This window comes from Chryseobacterium sp. KACC 21268 (genome assembly GCA_028736075.1).
GTDB lineage: Bacteria > Bacteroidota > Bacteroidia > Flavobacteriales > Weeksellaceae > Epilithonimonas.
Genome location: CP117875.1, coordinates 1,294,880 through 1,319,232 on the forward strand (window position 1 = coordinate 1,294,880; position 24,353 = coordinate 1,319,232).

The following is a 24,353-nucleotide window of genomic DNA, read 5'->3' on the forward strand; positions in this document are numbered from 1 at the left end:
TTCTTGTACAAATATTAACCATCTCATTTTTTATGAGATGGTTTTTTTATTCCGAAATTTTGATGACCAGAAGTTCTTTTGCTTCTTTCAAAATTTCTGATTTTCTTGCTTGATTAAGTTCCAAAATGTCTAGTAAATTTTGATTGTTGAATAATTCCTTTACCAAAACACATTTTTTCTCCAGCAGTTTTTGTTTCTGTTTTCCGTCCAAGGTTGTTAGACAAGTGATTGGATAGAGCGCATTTTGGTCCACCAAACTTTTGATGTTTTTACCTTTTGGATAATCCCAAGACAACAATCGGAGTCCGTAATATTCGCCAAAAGCCACAGAATCTTTGGTGAAATAGGTATTGGTGATGAGCCAGCCATCGGTAAATTCGGTTTGAGTTCCGAAGAGATTATAATTAATTCCAGAAATATCTTTGATTCTCGATAAGACGTACATCGGCGTTGTGACGGAGATTTTCGTGTCTTCCGCATTTCGGAATTTGCATTCTACCCAATAGGTTTTCTCATCTTTTTTGGCGATGACGTCCGCTTCGTGCGTCACCGAATGTCCTTTTATCAGTTGTCCGGTTTCCGTTTTGTAGCCGATGTTTTGAAAAACTCTCGCAATCCACTGTTCGAAATAAAATCCCGCAGGTCCCAATTCCAACAACGCTTTTTTCAGGCTGTATCTCGCTGCGACTGAGTTTGAGATTTTCTTCAGCTCGTCGAAAGCCAATTTGTAAATTTCTCGTGTTGTGACACCTTCGATGCAATTTGGTAAAATATTGTCAATCACTTTTTTGATGGAATTTTCTTCCGCTCCGGAGTTCCGAAGTGAGTTTTCCAGTTTTGAGATTTCAAATTCTACAATTTCGCCAGCGTTGTTTTTGATTTTCATAGTTTAATTTTTATTTGGGCAGCTTTATCCGCCTTCCGCTCCCAATCTTTTTGCCTAGCTTTTCCAGCCACAAAAAAGGATTTCCGCTCAAGTCGGGCTGCGAGCAATTCGACGTCCTAAAAGATAATAAATACTTTGTACTTAATACATTTTACTTTTTACATTTATTCCAAAAACCACATTTCAAATCGACTTCCTTTTTCCAAAGGTTTATAATTAAGGTAACCTTTATGCGCTTCAATAATACTTTTGCTCAAAGTTAAACCAATTCCGGAACCGCTGATTCGGGTTGTGAAAAATGGCAGGAAAATCTTGTCTTTAATTTCATTAGAGATTCCGATGCCGTTGTCTTCAACGCTTAAAAGAATTCGTTTGTTGAATGTTCTTATTTCTGTTTTAATGATTCTTTCTGAATTGTCAGCAACTGCATAAATTGCGTTTAGGTAAAGATTAATCAAACATCTCTCAATCATTTTCTGGTCAGCAAATATCACTTGATTCTCCAGGAAATTAATGATTGTAATCTGATTTTTTTCGAACTCTGGCTTGAGGAAATTAAGTGCAGATTCTACAATTTGAGTCAGAGAAATAGTTTTGAAAACGGGTTTTGGAAGTTCTGCAACTTGTCGGTAATCGTCCACGAAATTCAACAGTTGTTTGGATTTTGAATTGATAATCATCAGACTTTCCTTCATTTCTTCCTGGTCATCTTTGTCAACAATATCCTGATTGGCGATATATTCAAGATTTTGAATCAAACTGTTGACAGGTGTTAAGGTATTAAGAAGTTCGTGCGAAATGACTTTCATCAAATTATTCCACGCTAGTTTTTCTTTTTGCTCAATGATTTTCTGAACAGATTCCAAACTGATGATGCAGAAACGGTTTTTGACATTCTGAACTTTTTTGGTACGAAGTGAAAATGACTGCTTCACATTTTCATTAATCGAAATATCAAAGAATTCCTGCGAGTTTTCATAATTGGTTTGCTCGATGATTTTATAAAATTCTGATGTTTTGGATTCGTACAATTCCCAGGAATTATATTTTGGAATTTGTAATATTTCCAGGAAAACAGGATTCACATAAAAAACTTCCCACTGATTGTTTTTCTCAGAAAGAATCATCAACCCGATTTCCAGTTGATTGAGAATTTCTTCGTACAAAAGTTTGTAAGATGATAATGACAAATATTCTTCTTTGCTTTGATAATAAAGTTTTACAGCATTATCCACCAGATTATTTTCCTCCGTTTTTGGAAACAATGAAAAATCTTTTTTCTGAATCGCCAACAATATTTTCTCACTTTTCTGAACATAACTCAAAGCTGAAATCTGCGCCAAAATAATGCATCCAATAATTATAGCAGTAAACAATCCGAAGTTAATCCACTTGCTTTGTGTATAAAAATCAAAGGCGAAAATCCCACTGACAATCGCCAGAAGAATAAATATTAGCCAGATAATTTGTTGTTTGTTCATCTACAATTCAAATTTTGATTAATAGGATTTCATCCTATTCTTGATTAAATAGTTCCTTCGGAACTGTGCTTGAATTTTAACTTCAGACTTCCTTCCTCCATCTTCCAACTTCCTGCTTTATCACAATTCAAATTTTTCCATTCTTCGGTAAAGTGCCGCACGCGACAATCCCAAATCTTCCGCCGCGAGAGAAATATTTCCCCGGTGTTTTTTCAAAGCTTTTTTGATGAGAATTTCTTCCATTTCCTCGATGTTGAGATTGACGATTGGTTTGTCAGATTCTTCATCCTGAGGCATTAACAATTTCAAATTTTTCTCGTTGGAAAGAATCACGCTTCTCTCGATGCAGTGGTCGAGTTCACGGATATTTCCCGGCCAGGAATACGTTGTGAGTTCATTAGTCAAAGATTCATTTAAAGCTAAATCAGATTTGTGATACTTCTGTTTGTACTTCTCCAAAAAATAGTTAGCCAAAGTTGGAATATCTTCCAATCGCTCTCGTAAACTCGGAATTTGCAATTCAACGGTGTTGATTCTGTAATATAAATCTTTTCTGAAACGATTTTCTGAAACGGCTTTTTTTAAATTTTCATTCGTCGCAAAAATAAATCTGACATCCAAAGTTCGTTCTTTATTTTCCCCGATTCTGGTTAATTTTCGATTTTGAATCAGGCTCAACAATTTGGTTTGAAGATGAAGCGGAAGATTTCCAATCTCATCCAAAAATACCGTTCCGTTCTGGGCATTTTCAATTTTCCCCGAATAATCCTGATTCGCGTCGGTAAACGCTCCTTTTTTGTAACCAAATAATTCCGCTTCAAACAAATTTTCCGACAGACTTCCCAAATCGATATGAACGAAAGGCTGGTTTTTTCTTTCCGATAATTCGTGGATGTGCTCTGCCAAAACATATTTTCCCGTTCCATTTTCTCCTAAAAGTAAAACGTTGGCGTCAGTCGGTGCCACTTTTGTGATTTGTTCCATCACTTCTTGCATCGCAAAAGACGCAGTTTCCAATTGGTATTGATTGGTTTTTACGCTCACATTTTCCCACTGATTCAGTTTTTTATTTTTTCTGGAAATATCGACTGCGAGATTCACGGAAGCATATAATTTTTCATTATTCCAAGGTTTTAGAATAAAATCCGATGCGCCGTTCTTCAAAGCTTCAACCGCCAATTCCACCTCTCCGTAAGCGGTCATCAGAATAATTGGAAGCTGAGGTTCCAAAGTTTTGATTTCATTCATCCAATACAATCCATCCTGTCCGTTTTCAAAACCTTTCCGGAAATTCATATCGAGAAGAACCGTGTCAACCTGTTGTTCGGCTAAAAATCTCAGAATATTCTTCGGCTGACTCAGACAACTAACTTCGGTGAAAAATTTCTTGAGCCAGACTCTCGCCGAAAATAAAATATCCTCGTCGTCATCTACTATTAAAATATGAGCTTCTTTTTTTCGCATTTTAGTTTAATATAATTATTCTGCACCAGTTTCAAATTCAAAAAGATAAGGCTTTGAAAAAATACCATTTTTATTTCTGAATCCATTATTGCCTTTTATCATAACCTGATATTTTTTGTTAGGTGCAACTTCTATTTCGATGGTCAGAGCTCTATTGTTATTGCTCCAACCTATTAGTTTTTTGAATTTATAAATTGCCTGTTCTCCCAATGGTCCATAATCAAAGCCTCTGAAATTGATGTCCATTTCCTGAGAAAAATTGATTGAATATTGTATAACTCCCGGTTTTACATTTTTACTGCCATTTTCAATCTGGGAAATTGAAAGAACTTTTGGCTGATTTTTTTCAAATTCTTTCTTATAGAAATCTAATTTCTTTGGAAAATAATTTGCCTTTTCAACAAAATTAATGAGCTTGTTTTCATTATTATAATCAAGCTGAATCATTTCTTTTACTGCAACTTTCTTGTCTTTGGATTGCTGGTAATATTTTTTACAAATCGCGTAACCTACAAAATATCCCAAATCACGCATCCCAAACTGATTATCAGGCGAATTCATAATCCAGTTATAAATATTTGGAGAAAACATTTCTTTTTCGAATTCACGTTTTATCTTTTCTTCATTTTTATACCCGAATTCAATTTGAGGATTAGGCGATTTTGTATTTAAAGCAATTTCTGCCAAAAATTCGGCTACACCTTCCATTATGGTTTGTGATAAAAGTGTATTTCCAATCGTTTCTTTCTGTTGAGTGTGAATATATTCGTGCGTATTGAGGAAGACAACATCATTGATAGGATTTGTATCAAAATGATTTCTAAGATTAGGATATTTCTTATCAAATTCTTCTGTAATGACTGATTTATCAGCCAAAGCAACTTCACTGCCAATCAGTAACATTCCATCAATTGTAGTTCCTCCGGTTCTTAAAATTCCGATTTCAAAATAAGTATTGACCGGTTTTAATTCCGGATAAATATTTTTTAGTTTCAACTCCTTTTTCTATTTGTTTTGAAAATTGATTCGATTTAAGTGTGTTTTCACGAATCGATTTCCAGAATTTTGGGTAATTATTGATAGCAAAAACATATTCTTCTGCGGAATAATTTCTTGCCTTCATAATTCCAGCCAATCCTGGAGTTGCCTTATCAATGTATAAGGTTTTAATTAAATTGATTTGATTATCCTGATTCTTTTCCTGAATGATTTTATCATAAGCATTCCAAAAATTAGAGACATCTTTGGTAATAATTTGTTGTCCGAATCCTAAAAATGGTAAAGTCAAGAACAGTAATTTTAAATATTTCATAAATAGTTTTTTAAGTAGACATTTGAAGTTTCTATATCATTACATTTCCGCTTTTCTTAAATTAAAATAAGAATGATTGTCCGTTTTCGCACAAAAAGTGTCCGATAATGAACAGTCTTAAAATTAAATAAAATATATTTAGTCACATTTTCAGAGTGTTACAAACTTATAAATCTCTGGCATCTGCATTGTGTAATAGTCTGTAGATAAATAAGTTATCTAAAATATGGATACGAAAATAGTAAAAAAGAAATCTAAACTAAAATTAATATCGATTATCATTCTTTCTGGTTTGTCGATTTCAGTTTTTGGCTGGTACTTTTTGAATCAGAAAAAAACTTATAATGTAAAGTTGGAGGATATTCAAATGGATGAAGTGACGAATGGAAAGTTTGAAGATATGTTGATGGTGACGGCGCAAACGCAATCTCTCAATTCTTCCCTAGTGAATGTTCTGGAAGGTGGCGCGGTGAAAGAAATCTTTGCGGAAGATGGACAACTGGTAACGAAAGGACAGCCTATCGCAAGAGTTTACAATCCGAATACAGAATTCAATTATCTGAATCAGGAAACGGGAATTATGCAACAAATCAGTCAGATGAGAAGTTCGCTTTTGGAATTGAAGAATCAGGAATTCAATCAGGATAAAGAGTTGCTTCAGTCTCAAAATGATTACAACACAGCTTTGCAATCCTTCAATCTTCAGAAAAGATTGTACGATGCGGAAATCGGAAAGAAAACCGATTATGATATCGCTTTACAAAATCTGAATTATCAAAAACAAAGAAAAGTGATTGTGGAAAAAGGCGCTTCCAGTGAAAAGGCTTCCAGAAATTCTCAGTTTTCCGCCATTAATAGTTCCATTAATCAAATGGAAAAAAGTCTGAATATTCTTCGTTCCAACAAAAATAATTTCCTGATAATGTCGCCGGTTTCTGGAAGATTGTCATCATTTAATATTTCATTAGGACAAAATCTGACGAGTGGAGAAAGCATTGGAAAAGTCGATTTGATGGGCGGTTATAAGCTGATTGCAAAAGTGGATGAGTATTATATCAATAAATTAATCAACGGCATCAAAGGAAATCTGGAAAGCAATGCGAAACAGTTTGATGTGATTATTACCAAGATTCTTCCGGAAGTGAAAGACGGACAATTTTCTGTGGAACTTAATTTCGTTGATGTAAAACCTGAAAATCTGAAAATCGGAATGACGTTCGGAGTTAAACTGAAATTGTCTGCTGACACGCAAAGTATGATGATTCCAAAAGGAAATTTCTACAAAGACACCAACGGAAAATGGATTTTCGTAGTAAAAGGAAACAAAGCTGAAAAGCGAAGCATCAGTCTGGGAAGAGAAAATCAAATGTATTACGAAGTGGTTTCCGGACTGAAACAGGGTGAAACGGTCATTACATCAGATTACACTGAACTGAAGAAATATGAGATTTTAGATATTCAAAAATAAACTTAAAAAACTAAATATAATGCAAAAACTATTTTTACTAATAATAACAATGATTATCGGACTTTTTGTGTCCTCGACAACAATTAAAGGAAATGATTTTTCGAACGGGATTCAGAAATCAGAAACAAAAACTTTTAATTTGAGTTCTTTTAATGCTGTGAAAACTTCTCAGGCGATTGAAGTGGAAATTGTAAAGTCGAACGAGGAAAAAGCGGTTGCAACAAGTACGCATTTATCAGAACTAAAAATCGAAGTGAAAAATAAAACACTTTATATACAATACAAACCAAATGTTTCTCTTAAGAATGCCGATACAAAAGTTGTTGTCTATGTAAAAGACCTTGTAAAGGCAGAAGCTGGAAATGCATCTTCTATAAAAGTGAAAAGTGTTTTCGAAAACGCAGAGCAAACTTTTGAAAGCAATGGAAGTGGAAAAATTTATGCAGATTCAAAAGCTTCGGTTGTTAACATCAATACAAATAGTGCAGGCGGATTTTCAGGAAAAATCAATACAAAAAATCTGAATGTTGATGCTAATTCTGCAAGTATGGTAAAAATCAGCGGTTCAGCTGATAATGCGGAAATCAATGTGGATAGCGCAAGCTCTCTGGATGCAAAAAGTATGATTATTCAAACTGCAAAAGCCACGGCAAGAGCCACATCATCAATCACTTTGAGCATTTCAAAAGAATTGAGAGCATCCGCAAGTTCATTAGGCAAAATCAGATACAAAATGTTGTCAGGTATCAAATTTTCTGCAAGTAGAAGTTCAGGCGGAACAATCGATTCAATTTAATTCAAAATAAACTATAAATTCAAAATAATACTACAATGATAAATATTCAAAACCTTTCAAAAATCTATAAAACAGAAGATGTTCAAACCAACGCTCTGAATAATGTAAGCCTGCACATCAAAGAAGGCGAATTTGTAGCGATAATGGGACCTTCCGGTTGTGGAAAATCTACCTTCCTCAATATTCTTGGACTTCTGGACAGCGCTTCCTCCGGTTCTTATCAATTCGAATCAACAGAAACTATCGGAACTTCTGAGAAGAAAAAATCGGACATCCGAAAGAAGAATATCGGTTTCATTTTTCAGAATTTTAATTTGATTGATGAACTCACGGTTTATGAAAATATCGAACTTCCATTAATCTACAACGGCGTTTCTTCCTCAGAGAGAAAAAAACGTGTGGAAGAAATTATGGAAAAAATCAACATTGCGCACAGAGCAAAACATTATCCACAGCAACTTTCCGGCGGTCAACAGCAGAGAGCGGCCGTTGCTAGAGCATTGGTGACAAGACCAAAATTAATCCTTGCCGATGAGCCAACCGGAAACCTCGACAGCTCCAACGGAAACGAGGTGATGAACCTTTTGGCGGAACTTCACAGAGAAGGTTCCACAATTGCGATGGTAACGCACTCGTCTTACGACGCAGGTTACGCCTCAAGAATCGTGAATATGAAAGACGGCGAAATCTTCAGCGAGGAACATTCTTCTCAAAGAAAAGACGTTTTTGAGAAAGCAGATTCCAAGAATTTTGAGTAAAAATCCTCCCTTAACAGGGACTAAAAGTCCCAAAGGGACGGACGATTTGAAAAGCATAGGAATTTATTCCTATGAATACAAGAAAAATTCATTTCCATATTAAATCATTAAGGTTTTAGTAAAAATCAACAACTATGTTACAAAACTGGCTCAAAATCGCCTTCATCAATTATAAAAAAAACTGGCTTTCCACCATCATTAATCTTTTTGGATTGACAATAGGACTGACAGGATTTATGCTCATCCTGATGCATTGGAATGACGAAGAATCCTATGAAAAATGGAATCCGAAGAAGGATAATATTTATGCATTTCAGCAACACAACATCAAAGAAAACAAGTACAGCCCAAGTATTTCTTACCCACTTGCAGACCGCGCGGTGAAAATGATTCCGGAAATCAAAGATTATGTTTTGGTGAGTAGTTCTGGGATGGGTTTCAAAATGATAACCAAAAACAAAACGGCCTATCAAAAAGATGGAATGTCTGTTTCGGAAAATTTCTTTAATTTTTTCCCTTTCAAATTGATTTCGGGAAGTTACAAAGACGCTTTGAAGGGAGAAACTTCGATTGCCATTTCTACAGTCACCGCGAAAAACTTATTTGGCAAAACGGATGTGGCAGGAGAAAGTATAAAATTTGATGGTGACAATTTTGTAGTTACTGCAGTGTACGAGCTTCCGAAAGGAAACAGCGTCATCAATCCAGAATTTGTAATCCTGGCCTACGAACAATTGAAAAATGACAAAGAAGGCTGGGGCAATTTCAACTACGGTTGCTTTTTTATGCTGGACAAAAATGCGGATACAGAAGTTGTACAGAAAAAACTCTATGACGACGTGTTTCTCTACCGTGCGAAAATGAATGCGAAGGGTGCTGGAGTCACACCTCAGAAATTTTTGGAATTGTACGGTCCGCAAGGAAGTTTGCTCACACCGTTGGACCAGATGAAACTCCACGGAAAGGCCTACTGGTTTGGGACTGGCGATTTGAAAACAATGATGATTCTGTTTACACTTTCTGTGTTGATTTTGATTTTGTCAGCCATTAATTTCATTAATTTAAAAACAGCTCAGGCTTCTCAGAGAGCAAAAGAAATTGGCGTAAGAAAGGCTATTGGTAGCAATAAATCCAAATTGGTTTTGCAGTTTTTATTAGAAACTTTCGTGATTTGTTTTGCCTCGTACATTCTGGCTTTAGCCTTGACAGAAATCCTCTTGCCGAGCTTCAACAAGTTTTTTGACAAACAGATTGTAATGAACGATTGGCGCATCTACTTTTATTCATTTGCAATGGTTTTGCTAATTGCGCTGATTTCGGGATTGATTCCTGCAACCTACTTGGCCAACTTCAAAGCGATTGAAACGCTGAAAGGAAATTTTGCCAGAAGCAGACACGGGATTTGGCTCAGAAACGGAATTCTGACTTTACAATTGATAATCTCTTCATTCTTCATTATTGCAAGCCTGATTGTAAGTTCACAAGTGAAACATATGATGGATAAAGACCTTGGTTTCAGTGGAAAACAGGTTATGATAGTCACCTTCAATGATAATGTGCCTCAGCCTTGGCTAAAGTATGAGCGCCTCAAAAACGAAATGCGAAAAATACAGGGTGTGGACGATGTATCATATGGTGAAGCCGTCGCAGGAAGCTATCGCTACAGCAATTCCAATATGGATTATATGGATAAAACAATCTATGCGCAACACGGCTCGATGGATTACAATTACCTCCAGTTTATGAATGTGAAACTGAAAAAAGGTCGTTGGCTGGATTCCAAATTGGCTTCTGACACGATTAATAATGTCTTGGTCAATGAAACATTTGTGAAGCAATTCGGTTGGAATGATGACCAGGCTTTTAAGAACGAATTCCGCCCAGGTTTTGATGAGAAACCCTACAAAATCGTCGGAATTGTAAAGGATTTTAATATCCAAAGTTTGAAAACCGAAGTAGAGCCGATGATTTTCTTTCATTACCGCGCAACCTCTTGGAAACGTTTCAACGTCTATAATATTCAGCTGAAAATAAAACCAGAAGATATGGACGGAACGGTGAAAAGAATCAAAAAATATTGGCAGGCAAATGTAGAACCCGGTTATCCCTTCGAATCTAATTTTATTGATAAGCAATTCGCAAAAACCTTTGTTAAATATCAAAAACAACAAACGCTTTTCACAATTTTAAACGCGATGGTTCTGATGGTAGCCTTACTCGGATTATTCGCCTTATCATCCTTAATGATAGAACAAAAACTGAAAGACGTCGCCATCAGAAAAACGCTTGGCGCATCAGACGGAACTTTGATTGTCGGATTGACAAAACAATTCCTCTGGATTACATTAATTGCAGTACTTATCAGTATTCCAATCAGTTATTATTTGATGAATGAATGGCTGAAAGATTTCGCTTACCGAATTGATATGCCAGTTTTCCCATTTGTCTTGAGTTTGATTTCATTATTGATTTTGACATTCGCAGTAGTAAGCGTCAAAGCATATCAAGCCACAAAAGTGAACCTTGTCAAATATCTGAAATACGAGTAAAATTTGTTGACAGTTGTCAGTTGATAGTTGATGGGAATTATCACCTGTCAACTATCAACCATCAACTAAAAACCATCAACTATGTTAAAGAACTGGCTCAAAATAGCATTCATCAATTACAGAAAAAACTGGCTTTCCACCATTATTAATATTTTGGGACTGAGTGTTGGTCTGTGCGTTTTCCTGTTGATATATATCCATTGGCAGGATGAAAAGTCTTACGAACAATGGGTTCCCAACAATGAAAATATTTATTTTGTGGAAAATAAAAGTTCGGCATTTGGCGTAATGTCAAGCTCCAGTTATCCCGAGATTTTTGTTTCCAAAGAAAAATTTTCAGAGATTGAAGATGCTACAATCTATAATGATTGGGGAAAGGAGAAACTCAGTTTTGGAGGCAATTCTGCCTATGTTGCAGGCTCGGTTTCCGTAGATTCGTTCTTCAGACTGTTTCCTTTTGAGAAAGTTTCAGGTAATTTTCAGGGTGCATTGTCGGATAATGGAAAGGTCGCGTTGTCAGAAAAAACTGCACGGTTATTATTCGGTGATGATTATCTCAATGCCGTCGGAAAATCCATAAAAAATGATTCCAAAGGCACAGAATATGTGGTGACCGCAATTTACAAACTTCCTGCAAGCAACACGGTTTTCCAGCCAGATTTTATCTACAAAAATCCCTATTTGGAACAATCCAAAGACCAATGGACCAGTTTTAGCTACAACGGATTTTTCAAGTTGAAGCCAGGCACAGATGTCAAGGCGCTGGAAGACAAACTATCGAAACAGATGCAATTGCAAGACGAGATTTCTGCCAAAAAATGGGGTTATGCAGTTGATAAGAAAAATCTGCCATTGGTCTATCTGACACCTATCAGCAAGATGAAACTTGATGCAAAAAGTGAAGGCATCAACAAAGGTGACAAAAAATCTATTCTGTCTTTACTGGCATTATCTGCCTTGATTCTGCTATTATCTGGTATTAATTTGATAAATCTGAAAACTGCGCAAGCTTCCCAAAGAGCGAAAGAAGTAGGCGTGAGAAAAGTAGTGGGAAGTTCGAAATCGAAATTGGTTTTGCAATTCCTGCTGGAAACATTTTTGATTTGTCTCGTAGCTTATTTCATCGCTTTTGCAATGGTAGAATTGTTTTTGCCGTCATATAACAAATTTCTCAACAAGGAAATCAAACTCAATAATCTAAATTTATTCTTTTACACAGGCCTATTGCTGTTGATTTTCTCATTGATTTCGGGATTGATTCCGGCACTTTACCTTTCCAACTTCAAACCTATTAATACATTGAAAGGCAATTTCGCAAGAAGCAAACAAGGCGTTTGGTTGAGAAATTCTATTCTGACCCTGCAATTGATTATCTCATCATTTTTCATTATTTGTTCGCTTATTATTCATACGCAGGTCAGTTTTATGATGAATAAAGATTTGGGTTTCAAAGGCAATCAGGCCATTCAAATCAATTTCAAAAAAACAAATTGGGAAAATAACTTTAATGTTAAGAAGTACCGTCAACTCAAAAATGAATTGTCAAAAATCTCTGGCGTCATTGATGTCACAGGTTCGGTAAATTCCATAGGTAGCGGTTCTGCCAACGCCTCTGTCGCTAAAAAATCAACTGATACAACTAAAACTGTCCAGACTATGCTTGGCGGAATAGATGAAAATTTCCTACGCTTTTACGATGTGAAATTCCTATCCGGCCGAGACTTGGATTGGAAAAAAGCATCCGACACCATTAACGGTGCTGTGGTAAACGAAACCTTTGCAGGAAAACTGGGCTATAATCCCAAAACAGCGTTAGACAAAGAATTTTTCACTGGTTGGGACGGCAAGAAAAAATATAAAATATTAGGCGTGGTAAAAGATATAAACTACGCCGGTGTTGAACAACAAGTTATGCCAATTGTGTACTTCAATTATGACAGAAACTGGGTCAAAAATAATATGTCAAATCTTCAAATAAAAATATCAGGAGACGATATCAACGGAACATTGGAGCGCATCAAAGAATTTTGGCTTACCAAAGCAGAACCTGGCTATCCTTATGAATATCAATTTGTTGATAAGCAATTCGCCAAAACCTTTGAAAAATTCCAGAAACAGCAAACGCTTTTCACCATCTTAAATATCGTGGTTTTGGTGATTGCACTATTAGGATTATTCGCCTTGTCATCATTATTAATAGAACAAAAACTGAAAGACGTTGCCATCAAAAAAACCTTGGGCGCAGATGAGAAAACCATCATTTGGGATTTGACGAAAAGATTTTTACTGATTTGCGTGGTTGCCGTTTTAATAAGTATGCCATTCGGATATTATGCAATGAATGAGTGGCTGAAAGATTTTGCCTACAGAATCGAAATGCCCGTTTGGCCTTACGCTCTGAGTATGATTCTATTATTCATTTTAACCTTCGTGGTCGTGAGTTTCAAAGCTTACCGAGCCACAAAAATTAACCTTGTCGAATACCTTAAATACGAATAAAATGGAAAAACTAATTATCCTAATATTTACATTGATTATCAATTTGCTTTGCGCACAAACCAATAGATTCATTTACGAAATGGAGATGAAACTTTCTGAGCGACCAATGAAAATGAATATGGTTCTGGACATCGATAAGAATTTTACCAAATTTTACGATTATGATTTCCTCAAAAATGATTCCATCAGCAAGAAAACCGGACAAAACTGGCAGTCCAATACGCAATCTGACCAATTGATTTTAAGAAAAACCAATTCCAATGAGAACAAAGCTTTTCACGACAATATGTTCGACTATTTTGTAATTGAATCAAAAGATGAAATGAATTGGAAAATAGAAAATGAAACCAAAAAAAGCGCGGAATATACTTTGCAGAAAGCAACGACTAATTTCGGCGGGAGAAAGTGGACGGCTTGGTTTTGCTCTGCGATTCCTTTTCAGGAAGGACCTTACAAATTCCGCGGTTTGCCGGGATTGATTTTCGAATTGCAGGATGACAAAAGCGATTACAGCTACACCTTATCAAAAAGCATCAATCTTCCCGAAACATTCGTCACAACCAATTTTCTGGAAACGCATTACGGAAATCAGCCTGTGAAAGTCAGTTTGAAACAATTTCAAAAAGTAAAACTCGATTATTACAGCGACCCGACAGCAGATATGAAAAACGCACTCAAAGGTGGCGGAACGGTGATGATTTCTGGAGAGAAAATCACGAGTCTGGAACAACTTGACCAAAAAAGGAAATTCCTCCAGAAAGATATTTTGAATAATTACAATCCAATAGAGCTAGACAAGGCAATTCCTTATCCCAAAAACTAAAATTGTCAACGACAATCTGTTATGAAAAAACTATTCTTCATATTAATCATCAACCTTTTCCCAGCACAAACCTGGACTTTGAAACAATGCTTGGATTACGCCTCTGCCAATCATCCGTTGGTGAAGCAATCGTCGGTCAACATTCAAAAAAATGACCGATTGGTTTCCGCGTCCAAAGGAATGCTGTTGCCGTCTGCAGATGCCGGAATCAACCATAATTACAACTTCGGAAACGGCATCAATCCGCAGAATAATCAGCGTGAAAGCATCAATACCCAAAATGACAATTTCTACGCACAAGCCAATTGGGAACTGATGAACTGGCGAAACTACCTCAATATTTCGTTGTCCAAAATCAATCGCGAAACCTCAACTTTCCGAATGAAACAAGCACAAAATGAGGTGAAACTGAACGTTATCCAAATGTTCTTCAATTATCAAAACAACAAAAGTTGGCTGGATGTTCTGGAAACCCAAATCGCCGGAATCGAAGACCAAATCAAGCGTACCGAAAAGGAAGTGGAAATCGGAAACCGACCAAAAAGTGACGTTTACGATATCAAGGCCAACCTCGGAACTTTGCAGGAACAATGGGTTAGCGCAAAGAATTCCAGAGATTTGTCCAAGATTAATTTGCTGAATGCCTTAGCCATCACTACCGATTCTTTGGATTTCAAAATGGAAGACGACGCGTTGGCGCATTCCAATTTCAACGATGCGGATTTTGTCAAAAATCTCCTCGAAAAAAATCCGGCTTATCAAACCGTTTTGACCGAAATCAAAACCAATCAAAAAAACATTGCCATCGCAAAATCCGCCTATTTGCCGACGTTGAACGGCTCTTACACTTGGTCGAGTTTCTACAGCAAAACTTTGGGCGAGTCGGCGGATGCATTTTCGGAACAATTCAAACGCAACAAAAATCAACAATTAGGTTTCGGACTCAATATCCAGATTTTCAACAAATTACAAGTGAAGAATAACGTTGAAATTGCAAAACTGAACGTCATCAATTCCAATTATGACAAAGAAATTGTCATTAATAATCTCACGCAAAGCATCAATTCCATCAAGGCACAATTCCAGAATTCCGAAGAAAAATACACGTTACTCCAAGCCAATTTCGAAAATCAAAAACTCTCTTTCCAAAAATCCGAAGAGAAATACAAAGAAGGCTTAATGGACGCTTACACATTTTTCGTAGTTCGAAACAACTGGCTACAAGCAAATTACAATCTCATCAACAGCAAAAACGAAGTCATCCAGCAAACCGAACTTTTGAAAGTTTTCGAAGCTGGATTTTAAGTTAAAAAATACATTATAGATTCTCACGAATCCTTCCGGAATTTATGACTTCGGAGTAATTTTTTTATGGGTAAAATTTTGGATTATTTCTTAATTACTTTTTCTATAGTTGTTTTTCCTTCAGAAATAATTTGTATCAGGTATGTTCCTTTTTGCAAAGATTGTAAATTGATTTTAGTAAAATCATGAGTTTCTTCTAATATTTTTTTACCAGACAGATCTGTTAATATTATTTTATCAATTTTCTTCGCAGATTGTAAATATAAAATATCAGCAGTAGGATTTGGATAAAGAGTAAAAGATTTATTTTTAGACAAATCCTGTACATCTAAGTTATCTGCAGCTAATTTGACAACCCATACATCTGCACTCCCGTGGTAATTCGAATTTGTTGTATCACCATCAGTGGAAGCTGTCCAGCCGGCTACAATATAACCACCATCATTAGTTTGCTGCAAACAATAAGATTGATCGTATTGTGAACCGCCTAAGGTTTTTTTCCATTTGATTGTCCCAAGACTATTAAGCTTTACAACCCAAAAATCGGCACCTCCATGATTTCCAGTTACATCGCCGTTAGTCGAAAAAGAGCGTCCTGTAAGAATATATTCTCCATCAGTTGTCTGGTGTATTTTATGCATCTCGTCGTAACTAGAACCACCTAATGTTTTTTGCCATTCTTTGGTACCGTTACTGCTGATTTTTAAGACCCAATAATCCATCCCGCCTTTAGAGCCTGTGACATCACCATTATTTGATTCTGTATTTCCACCAACAATATAACCACCATCACTCGTTCTTTCTATGGAATAAGCAATATCGCTCCCTGTTCCGCCATATGTTTTTTGCCATTGTATAGATCCTGTATTATCTAATTTCAGAACCCAATAATCGTAATTACCTTTATTTTCTGTGACATCACCATCGTTAGAATATGTCCAGCCAGCAGCTATGTAACCTCCATCTGGAGTTTGTTGGATACTTTGTAAATAATCTGAATTGGTGCCTCCATATGTTTTTTGCCATTCAACATTTCCTGTATTGTTAAGTTTAATAATCCACCCGTTTACATCACCATCCACATCAGAATCTGTAATATCACCGTCAAAAGAAGATGTCCAGCCAGCAACGATATAACCACCATCTGTAGTTTGATGTATATCTTCTACATATTCATAATTATTCCCGCCAAATGTTTTTTGCCACTGAATCTCTCCAATACTACTAATTTTTATCACCCAAAAATCAAATCCATAATATCTCTTATCTGTTATATCTCCATCAGTAGAGCCAGTCCAACCTCCAATGATGTATCCACCATCTGATGTTTGACGGATAGTATATGCTTCCTCAGAACCGGATCCTCCGAAGGCTTTTTGCCATTGTAAGCTTCCGTTGCTGCTAAGTTTTATCACCCATATATCATTATAAGCATGATGGCCAGTAACGTCTCCATCGTTGGATTGTGTATCACCAACAATTATATATCCACCGTCAGACGTTTGTCTAATATCTTTCGCTTGATCATATTCGCTTCCTCCATAGGCTTTTTGCCATTGTATAGATGGAGACTGAGAAAAAATATTAATGGTAGAAAAAAAGGTAAGAAAAAAAAGTAATTTTGTTTTCATAGGTGTATAGTCTGTAAAAGTTTTATACCACAAATATAATTTATTAATCCGGGTTTATTTATGATTTGTAAATGTTTGATGTCAATATAAAGTAATGATATTGAGGGTGAAAATTTATATTTTATAATTTTTTGAAAATTTTTTAAAATTGATCTGACAACGATAATGTTTCTTAATATTAAAGAGCAGGTTTGCAAAAAATTATATATTGATTCATGAAATTATTTAGAAAAAAAAATCGCATTTTTGCAAGCCTTATTTCCAAACTGAAGATGAAACGTATTGACGTTCCATTTGACCTTTAAAGAAAAATAGAATCCTCAAATGAAACTTTGTATAGCCGAAAAACCCAGCGTTGCCCGTGATATTGCCAAAGTTTTGGGAGCCAACAATCCCAAAAGCGGTTATATGGAGGGAAATGGCTATTGCGTCACCTGGACTTTCGGACATCTTTGCACGCTGAAAGAACCGCAGGATTACGCACCACATTTCAAATCCTGGGATTTAATTTTCCTGCCCATCATTCCCAAACAATTCGGAATCAAACTGATTGATAACAATGGCGTTGAGAAACAATTCAACACCATCGCAAAATTGGTGGAGGAATGTGATGAGGTCATCAATTGTGGTGATGCCGGGCAGGAGGGTGAATTGATTCAACGGTGGGTATTGCAAAAGGCAAAATGCGACAAACCGATGAAACGGCTGTGGATTTCGTCCTTGACGGAAGATTCCATCAAAGAAGGTTTTGAAAATTTGAAACCTGCGGAAGATTACAAAAATCTTTATCAGGCTGGAAATGCAAGAGCAATCGGCGACTGGCTTTTGGGAATCAATGCAACCAGATTATTCACTAAAAAATTTGGAGGAAACAAAGCGGTTTTGTCAATTGGTCGAGTTCAAACGCCGACTTTGGCAATGCTCGTTCAGCGTCAAAAAGAAATTGATGCGTTTTCTCAGGAAGAATATTGGGAACTGAAAACCAAATACCGTGATGTGCTTTTCAGCGCTTCAATCGACCGATTAAAAACCTTTGAAAAAGCTGAAAAAGGTTTAGAATATCTCAAGAAAAATCAATTCGAAATTGTCTCTTTTGAAATCAAGGAAGGAAAAGAAAAGAATCCAAGATTATTCGATTTGACGGGACTTCAGGTGGAAGCCAATAAGAAATTTGGTTTCTCGGCGGAACATACGCTTAATTATATTCAAAGTCTGTACGAGAAAAAACACACGACTTATCCAAGAGTTGATACGACTTACTTATCAGAAAACCTCTATCCAAAAATTGGTGGCATTCTGAAAAGTATGACTATTTATTCAGACTTGATTTCGCCGTTGCTCTCTCAACCAATTCCTAAAACTAAAGCGGTTTTTGATGATACGAAAGTGACGGACCACCACGCGATTATTCCGACAGAAATTCCGCCTTCATCAAATTTGAGTCGTGAGGAAAAATTAATTTATGACCTTGTCGCAAAACGATTTATCGCTGTTTTCTATCCGGAATGTAAAATTTCAAATACTTTAGTTGAAGGTCTGGTTGGTACAATTCCGTTCAAAGCTTCCGGAAAACAAATCCTGGAACCAGGTTGGCGAGCGGTTTATGCGAAAGATAAAAAAGAAGAAAAGGACGAAAAAGATAAAGACGAGGAACAAACAATCCCCGAATTCGTAGCCGGCGAAAAAGGCGACCACGCACCATTGATTCATCAGGGAAAAACTTCGCCACCAAAACCTTACACGGAAGCAACTTTGCTGAGAGCAATGGAAACCGCAGGAAAACAAGTGGAAGATGAAGAACTCCGCGAAATGCTGAAAAATAACGGCATCGGAAGACCTTCAACCCGAGCCAACATCATCGAAACTTTGTTCCGAAGAAAATACATCGAACGCAAAAAGAAAAATCTGGTAGCGACCTCGATTGGTATTAATTTGATTGACACCATCGAAGACGAAGTTCTCAAAAGCCCTGAACTCACGGGAGAATGGGAATCGAAACTTCGAAGAATCGAAAAAGGAGAGTACGAAGCGAACCAGTTCAAAGACGAATTGATAGAAATGGTAACAGAATTGACCCGAAAAGTCATCAGTTCAAAAGGGAAAGTGATTAATTTTGAGGAAGAAAAACCTGCACCGCCAAAAGAAAAAGTGCCGAGAGTAAAAACCGAAATCATCTGGACGGAAACCCAATGTCCAAAGTGCAAAGCCAACAATTTGATGAAAGGAAAAACCGCCATCGGCTGTTCGGATTTCAAAGCTTGTGGTTTCAAAGTTTCATTCGAAATATTAGGAAAAAAACTATCAGAAAAACAACTTCAGGATTTGATTCTTAAAAGCAAAACTTCAAAACTGAAAGGTTTTACACAAGGTCAGGAAGAAGGCGTTTTGCTAATGAACGAAGATTTTTCTATCGCTTTAAAATAAAATAGAAAAAACCCTTTCAGCTTCAATCTGAAAGGGTTTTGAAAATAACACCTTTAATAATTGTAAAAAATTATTTCACAACAATTGCTTTCTTCAGATTACTATCGATTTTATAATCTGTACTGTTATTGATTTTCACATTTTCAAAAACGATATTGTTGGCATTTTTCCCAACAATTCCTTTTTTACTCGTGATATTCACGTTTTTAAAGAAAAGGTTCTCAATCAATTTCTCAGGAAGTCCACTGAAACTGAAAGCCGTTTCCGCCGAAGAACAGTTGATATTACTCACATAAAAGTCGTGGAAATAAGGGACTTTGTCTCCAGAATGTTGCGCCTCTTCGCTTTCTTTCGTACTTCCAACTGGCGCATCTGCGTAGAACGTGTCAAAGAAAACAGCAGATTTCACAATGTTTTTCATCTCGATATTATCAATGAAAATCTGACTCACATCGCCACCTCTTCCGGAGTTGCTTTTCACACGGATTCCGATGTCCGTTCCGTCAAAATTACAGTTCGAAACAAAAATATTTTTCATTCCGCCATCCGTATTACTTCCGATGACGAATCCGCCGTGACCCTCACCAACAGTACATTCTGCGATGATGACGTTTTGCAGATTCGCTTCGCCATTTTTCGGCGTTCCGCTGGATTTCATACAAATTCCGTCGTCGCCGGCGTTCACTTTTGTGTTGTAAATAATTACATTTTTAGAAGCACTAATGTCAATTCCGTCACCATTTTGAGCCCATTTCGGATTGTAAACGGTTGTGTTTCTGATGACAAGGTTTGTAATTTGTTTTGGATTGATGACAAATTTCGGTGAGTTTCGGAACGTTGGGCCATCAATCAAAAGATTCGTCACTTTGGAAAGCGTGAACATCATCGGTCTCAAGAAATGGTGCAACTGCTGGTACATATCAATCGTAGCATTGGGCGTTTTCGCAATCACTTTTGCCAATTGTTCGCCATTTTTTGCCGACTCGCTAGGCCACCAGATTTTCCCGTCGTCGCTCAGCGTACTTCCTTTTTTCGCCAGCAATTCTTTCCATTGCGCATCCGTCGTTTTGAATTTCTTCACAGGACGCCAAGCTTCTCCTGCACCGTCGAAAATTCCTTTTCCGGTGAAGGAAACATCCTTCAAATTATTTCCCCAAATCGGAGCCGTCACTTCAAATTTCCCAGACGAAGTTTCTCTCATCGGAAATTGCTTGATATCACTGCTGAACTGCACGATTGCGCCTTCCTCCACGTGGAAATCGATTTTACTTTTCAGCTCGATTGGCCCCGTCAACCAAGTTCCAGCTGGCACAATCAATCTTCCGCCACCATTCGCGGAAATTGTCGTGATTGCTTTTTCGAACGCTTTGGTGTTCAGGGTTTTTCCATCAGCAACACCTCCAAAATCCTTGAAGTTGTAATCCTTTTCTGGAATATTAGGCAAAACCATTGCTCCAAATTTGAAAGGCGCTTTGTCGATGTAATATTGGATGTCATTTTTCTGAGCAGAAATGAGCGTTGCAACAGAAAACGCAAGACCTATTAATAGTTTTTTCATTGTTTATTGATATGAGTTCTTTTGATTGATTATAAATGTTTTAGTTAAGTCAGTTCATTAATTATAATTTGGGCAACTTTTCCGCCTTCCATTCCCGCTATTTTTGCCTTCGCTTTTCCCGCCACAAAAAATGAGCTCCATTCAAGTCGGGTTGCGCTTCGCAAGGTTCAACGTTTGTCTATCAATCAAACTTTTCCCAAAGTATCGAATTTCCTTAAAAGCCTTGTCAAGGTTTCAAACCTTGACAAGGCTTAATGGTAGATTCGACTTTTTATAACTTACCGACCGCAGTAAAATTAAAAAAAATAACAACCTGCGCAATCGATTGCATAAAATAAAGATTCACATATTCGTAAAGTCTCATTAATGCTAATCAAATTAAAATTTAATAAGTTCTTTTTAAACAAAAATTCCTCATTATTTGCTCAAATTTCTTTAATTTGCAATGCTAAAAATAATTTCAACAATGATTATTCAACCAAGAACAAGAGGATTTATTTGCTTGACTGCGCATCCAGATGGAGCACTTCAAAGCGTAAAAAATCAAATAGAATATGTAAAGTCCAAAGGCGCTATCAAAAACGGGCCAAAAAAAGTTTTGGTAATCGGTGCTTCTACAGGTTTCGGACTTTCTTCCAGAATCACGGCGGCTTTCGGTTCCGATGCGGCAACAGTTGGTGTTTTCTTCGAGAAGCCAGCTTCTGAAGGTAAAATGGGAACTGCTGGCTGGTACAATTCGGCTGCTTTCGAAAAAGAAGCGCACGAAGCTGGACTTTATGCCAAAAGTATCAACGGCGATGCATTCTCAGACGACATAAAAAAACAAACGATTGAATTAATCAAAAAAGACCTTGGTCAGGTTGATTTGGTGGTTTACAGTTTGGCTTCTCCAAGAAGAACGCATCCAAAAACGGGCGTTGCACATTCATCTGTTCTTAAGCCAATCGGGAATTCTTACACCAACAAAACGGTGGATTTTCACACAGGCGTAGTTTCTGATGTGACGATTGCTCCGGTTGAAAACGAAGAAGATATTCCAAACACTGTTGCCGTAATGGGTGGCGAAGACTGGAAATTCTGGATGGAAGATTTGAAAGCGGCTGGCGTTTTGGCTGACGGTGTTCAAACGGTTGCCTATTCTTACATCGGCCCAGAATTGACTTTCCCAATCTACAGAAATGGAACCATCGGTCAAGCGAAAAACGACCTTGAAGCGACTGTGACTGTTCTAAATGATTTATTGAAAGACCTTAACGGAAAATCGTATGTTTCTGTAAACAAAGCTTTGGTAACTCAGTCCAGTTCTGCGATTCCTGTAGTTCCATTGTATATTTCTCTACTTTACAAAGTGATGAAAGCGAAAGGAACGCACGAAGGAACAATCGAGCAAATTCAAAGACTTTTTGCTGATAGATTATACACGGAAAATGGCGAAGTTCCTTTGGACGAAGCTGGTAGAATCCGAGTTGACGACTGGGAAATGGCGGAAGATGTACAGGCAGAAGTTGACAAATTGTGGAAGGAAACAACAACTGAAAACCTTTCTGAAATCAGTGATATCGCAGGTTACAGAAAAGAATTCTTCAACCTTTTCGGTTTCGAAGTGGACGGTATTGATTATGAGATAGATGCTAATGAGAATGTTCAAGTTCCAAGTATTGAGGCTTAAATTTAGACTGAGAGATGAGAGACTATGAATAAGTCAATCATTTTAATTATAAACAAAAACGGCTACTTTTTCAGTAGCCGTTTTTTATTGTTGGGATTTTGATTCTTTCAGTTTGGTGTCGTAATCGTGTAGAATGTTGTGTTCGGGTGTTTGCTCGATGGCGTGCATTATTTTGTCCAGAATCTCGTTGGCCGACTCATTATCATAATCAATATCCAAAGCAGGTTTGAACTCCAATGTTGGTTTTACGCCAGTGACTTTTATCTTCAGACCTTTCTTGTCAAATGCGCGCCGGAAACCATTGATTTTAATGGGAATTACAGTTGGTCTTTGATTCTTTATCAATTTTGCAGTTCCTTTTCTCCCTTGTGCAAAAGCGGAAGTTGTACCTTGAGGAAATGTTACGACCCAGCCATTATCTAAAGCCTTCATAATATTCTCAATTTCGCTCATATCTACCATTCGGTTGACATTTTTTCCTTCTGCGCGCCAAGTTCTCTTCACTGTCACAGCACCGGCAATTTTGAAAATTCTTGCCAACACACCTTTATTCATAGTTTCCTCTGCAGCAACGTAATAAAAGTCTACTTTTGGATTCAGAAGATAGACAGGATTTTTGATGGTGTTGTGAAAACCATTGTTCACAGCGCAAAAAGTATGATACATCGCAGCAACATCTGCAAAGTAAGTTTGATGATTGGAAACGAAAAGCACATTGCTGTCTGGCAAATCGCCTAAGTTTTCCGTTCCCGTGATTTTCAGTTTGTTGAAACCGTTGAACCTCCTGTAGGAAACCAATCCCAAAAGAAAAATGATAAACCTTTTTAAAACATAGATGTTTCCAAAAGAATCGGTAAAAATATTTTTTTTTGCCATTTATGCTTAAATAGATTTTAAACTTAAAACCATTATTAATTTAATAAATTGATTAACCAATTTTCATTCCCAAAGCATAGGAATCTCTGCAAAACTAAACATTTTTTAATAAGTTGCTGAATTCGCTGAGTATCATAGAGGTAGCGCCCCAGATGATGTAGCCATTAAAATCGATGACTGGAACTTCCGCGCCATTGGTAGATGGCAAAACCATATTTTTTGGCTGGTCGGGAAGACTTAATAAAGAAGAAATCGGAAATTCTATCAATTCCACCGCTTCACTTTCTTGAAGGAAAAATTCCGGATTTTTTTTGGTGTAAGAAACAAAAGAGTGAACATAAAAATTACTTGGCGGAATGTAAATCGGGGACATTTCTCGGATGATTCTTACGTAATGTTCATCAATTCCTAACTCTTCGGAAGTTTCACGTTTTGCTGTGTGGGCAAAATCCAAATCTTCTTTTTCATTTTTTCCGCCAGGCAGAGAGATTTGTCCGCTGTGTCTGTCACGTTCATTTTGAGAGCGAACAATCAACGGGAAATGCCACTCGTTATTTTTTAGATAAAGTAAAATATTGACGGCCGCGAACTTTGGATTTCGTGTCAGAATATCTTCATAAGTAAAAATAGGACGATACGGCGGAGAATAGATTTTATGAGCGTTTTCGCCCAGCAATTCCGCACTTTTTATATCTCTGAGTAAATCTTTTCCAAAGGTCTGCATATCTCAAAGATAAGAAAAATATCAATAATTTTTATCGCAAAGTCACAAAATTAGTCTCAACCAAATCGGAAAAAGTCGCAAAGATTGGCTTTGCGACTTTTAAAATATTATAGATTCAAAAACTTGCTTG

18 protein-coding genes are annotated in these 24,353 nt (G+C 36.8%); 9 read left to right on the plus strand and 9 right to left on the minus strand.

Going from position 1 to position 24,353, the window contains the following annotated elements:
• Positions 1 to 46 precede the first annotated feature (46 nt).
• The 5 genes from PQ459_06195 to PQ459_06215 form a co-directional block, all read right to left on the minus strand.
• A complete protein-coding gene (locus tag PQ459_06195; GenBank protein WDF48069.1) occupies positions 47 to 886 on the minus strand; it encodes a restriction endonuclease in 840 nt (279 codons plus the stop codon).
• 164 nt (positions 887 to 1,050) lie between these two features.
• Positions 1,051 to 2,367: an ATP-binding protein gene (locus PQ459_06200; protein ID WDF48070.1), complete on the minus strand. Its 1,317-nt coding sequence runs from the start codon at positions 2,365 to 2,367 to the stop codon at positions 1,051 to 1,053.
• 120 nt (positions 2,368 to 2,487) lie between these two features.
• Positions 2,488 to 3,831, minus strand: a complete 1,344-nt coding sequence (locus tag PQ459_06205; GenBank protein ID WDF48071.1) for a sigma-54 dependent transcriptional regulator — start codon at positions 3,829 to 3,831, stop codon at positions 2,488 to 2,490.
• Positions 3,832 to 3,846: 15 nt separating this feature from the next.
• Positions 3,847 to 4,827, minus strand: coding sequence for a hypothetical protein (locus PQ459_06210; GenBank protein WDF48072.1), 981 nt, complete (start codon positions 4,825 to 4,827; stop codon positions 3,847 to 3,849).
• The gene (locus tag PQ459_06215) at positions 4,775 to 5,143 is read right to left on the minus strand and encodes a hypothetical protein (protein WDF48073.1); all 369 of its coding nucleotides are present in this window, start codon (positions 5,141 to 5,143) and stop codon (positions 4,775 to 4,777) included. The genes PQ459_06210 and PQ459_06215 overlap by 53 nt, the downstream gene beginning before the upstream one ends.
• A gap of 226 nt (positions 5,144 to 5,369) precedes the next feature.
• Between PQ459_06215 and PQ459_06220 the strand changes: the two genes are divergently transcribed.
• The 7 genes from PQ459_06220 to PQ459_06250 all read left to right on the plus strand — a co-directional run bounded on the left by PQ459_06220 (position 5,370) and on the right by PQ459_06250 (position 15,341).
• Positions 5,370 to 6,611, plus strand: a complete 1,242-nt coding sequence (locus PQ459_06220) for an efflux RND transporter periplasmic adaptor subunit (protein ID WDF48074.1) — start codon at positions 5,370 to 5,372, stop codon at positions 6,609 to 6,611.
• A gap of 19 nt (positions 6,612 to 6,630) precedes the next feature.
• The gene (locus tag PQ459_06225) at positions 6,631 to 7,407 is read left to right on the plus strand and encodes a DUF2807 domain-containing protein (GenBank protein ID WDF48075.1); all 777 of its coding nucleotides are present in this window, start codon (positions 6,631 to 6,633) and stop codon (positions 7,405 to 7,407) included.
• A 35-nt stretch (positions 7,408 to 7,442) separates the two neighbouring features.
• A complete protein-coding gene (locus tag PQ459_06230; protein ID WDF48076.1) occupies positions 7,443 to 8,165 on the plus strand; it encodes an ABC transporter ATP-binding protein in 723 nt (240 codons plus the stop codon).
• 134 nt (positions 8,166 to 8,299) lie between these two features.
• Positions 8,300 to 10,714: an ABC transporter permease gene (locus tag PQ459_06235; GenBank protein ID WDF48077.1), complete on the plus strand. Its 2,415-nt coding sequence runs from the start codon at positions 8,300 to 8,302 to the stop codon at positions 10,712 to 10,714.
• An 81-nt stretch (positions 10,715 to 10,795) separates the two neighbouring features.
• A complete protein-coding gene (locus tag PQ459_06240; protein WDF48078.1) occupies positions 10,796 to 13,213 on the plus strand; it encodes an ABC transporter permease in 2,418 nt (805 codons plus the stop codon).
• 1 nt (position 13,214) lies between these two features.
• Positions 13,215 to 14,036, plus strand: a complete 822-nt coding sequence (locus PQ459_06245; GenBank protein ID WDF48079.1) for a GLPGLI family protein — start codon at positions 13,215 to 13,217, stop codon at positions 14,034 to 14,036.
• 21 nt (positions 14,037 to 14,057) lie between these two features.
• A complete protein-coding gene (locus tag PQ459_06250) occupies positions 14,058 to 15,341 on the plus strand; it encodes a TolC family protein (GenBank protein WDF48080.1) in 1,284 nt (427 codons plus the stop codon).
• Positions 15,342 to 15,424: 83 nt separating this feature from the next.
• Here PQ459_06250 and PQ459_06255 read toward each other — a convergent pair whose 3' ends face one another.
• The gene (locus PQ459_06255) at positions 15,425 to 16,972 is read right to left on the minus strand and encodes a T9SS type A sorting domain-containing protein (GenBank protein ID WDF48081.1); all 1,548 of its coding nucleotides are present in this window, start codon (positions 16,970 to 16,972) and stop codon (positions 15,425 to 15,427) included.
• 324 nt (positions 16,973 to 17,296) lie between these two features.
• Here PQ459_06255 and PQ459_06260 point away from each other — a divergent pair, with 324 nt between their 5' ends.
• Entirely contained in the window at positions 17,297 to 19,396 is a 2,100-nt protein-coding gene (locus PQ459_06260) for a DNA topoisomerase 3 (protein ID WDF48082.1), read from the plus strand.
• Positions 19,397 to 19,466: 70 nt separating this feature from the next.
• Here PQ459_06260 and PQ459_06265 read toward each other — a convergent pair whose 3' ends face one another.
• Positions 19,467 to 20,954, minus strand: coding sequence for a glycoside hydrolase family 28 protein (locus tag PQ459_06265; GenBank protein WDF48083.1), 1,488 nt, complete (start codon positions 20,952 to 20,954; stop codon positions 19,467 to 19,469).
• A gap of 466 nt (positions 20,955 to 21,420) precedes the next feature.
• Here PQ459_06265 and PQ459_06270 point away from each other — a divergent pair, with 466 nt between their 5' ends.
• A complete protein-coding gene (locus PQ459_06270) occupies positions 21,421 to 22,623 on the plus strand; it encodes a trans-2-enoyl-CoA reductase family protein (GenBank protein WDF48084.1) in 1,203 nt (400 codons plus the stop codon).
• Positions 22,624 to 22,707: 84 nt separating this feature from the next.
• Here PQ459_06270 and PQ459_06275 read toward each other — a convergent pair whose 3' ends face one another.
• Positions 22,708 to 23,499 carry a lysophospholipid acyltransferase family protein gene (locus PQ459_06275; protein WDF48085.1) on the minus strand — a complete coding sequence of 264 codons (792 nt, stop codon included), beginning with the start codon at positions 23,497 to 23,499 and terminating at the stop codon, positions 22,708 to 22,710.
• Positions 23,500 to 23,593: 94 nt separating this feature from the next.
• On the minus strand, positions 23,594 to 24,223 hold the full coding sequence (locus PQ459_06280) for a CoA pyrophosphatase (GenBank protein WDF48086.1): 630 nt from the start codon (positions 24,221 to 24,223) through the stop codon (positions 23,594 to 23,596).
• Positions 24,224 to 24,353: the final 130 nt, after the last annotated feature.

Coding starts and splice junctions, on each gene's coding strand:
- PQ459_06195 (WDF48069.1), bottom strand. CDS start 886: ATGAAAATCAAAAACAACGCTGGCGAAATTGTAGAATTTGAAATCTCA.
- PQ459_06200 (WDF48070.1), bottom strand. CDS start 2,367: ATGAACAAACAACAAATTATCTGGCTAATATTTATTCTTCTGGCGATT.
- PQ459_06205 (WDF48071.1), bottom strand. CDS start 3,831: ATGCGAAAAAAAGAAGCTCATATTTTAATAGTAGATGACGACGAGGAT.
- PQ459_06215 (WDF48073.1), bottom strand. CDS start 5,143: ATGAAATATTTAAAATTACTGTTCTTGACTTTACCATTTTTAGGATTC.
- PQ459_06220 (WDF48074.1), top strand. CDS start 5,370: ATGGATACGAAAATAGTAAAAAAGAAATCTAAACTAAAATTAATATCG.
- PQ459_06225 (WDF48075.1), top strand. CDS start 6,631: ATGCAAAAACTATTTTTACTAATAATAACAATGATTATCGGACTTTTT.
- PQ459_06230 (WDF48076.1), top strand. CDS start 7,443: ATGATAAATATTCAAAACCTTTCAAAAATCTATAAAACAGAAGATGTT.
- PQ459_06235 (WDF48077.1), top strand. CDS start 8,300: ATGTTACAAAACTGGCTCAAAATCGCCTTCATCAATTATAAAAAAAAC.
- PQ459_06240 (WDF48078.1), top strand. CDS start 10,796: ATGTTAAAGAACTGGCTCAAAATAGCATTCATCAATTACAGAAAAAAC.
- PQ459_06245 (WDF48079.1), top strand. CDS start 13,215: ATGGAAAAACTAATTATCCTAATATTTACATTGATTATCAATTTGCTT.
- PQ459_06250 (WDF48080.1), top strand. CDS start 14,058: ATGAAAAAACTATTCTTCATATTAATCATCAACCTTTTCCCAGCACAA.
- PQ459_06255 (WDF48081.1), bottom strand. CDS start 16,972: ATGAAAACAAAATTACTTTTTTTTCTTACCTTTTTTTCTACCATTAAT.
- PQ459_06260 (WDF48082.1), top strand. CDS start 17,297: ATGAAACTTTGTATAGCCGAAAAACCCAGCGTTGCCCGTGATATTGCC.
- PQ459_06265 (WDF48083.1), bottom strand. CDS start 20,954: ATGAAAAAACTATTAATAGGTCTTGCGTTTTCTGTTGCAACGCTCATT.
- PQ459_06270 (WDF48084.1), top strand. CDS start 21,421: ATGATTATTCAACCAAGAACAAGAGGATTTATTTGCTTGACTGCGCAT.
- PQ459_06275 (WDF48085.1), bottom strand. CDS start 23,499: ATGGCAAAAAAAAATATTTTTACCGATTCTTTTGGAAACATCTATGTT.
- PQ459_06280 (WDF48086.1), bottom strand. CDS start 24,223: ATGCAGACCTTTGGAAAAGATTTACTCAGAGATATAAAAAGTGCGGAA.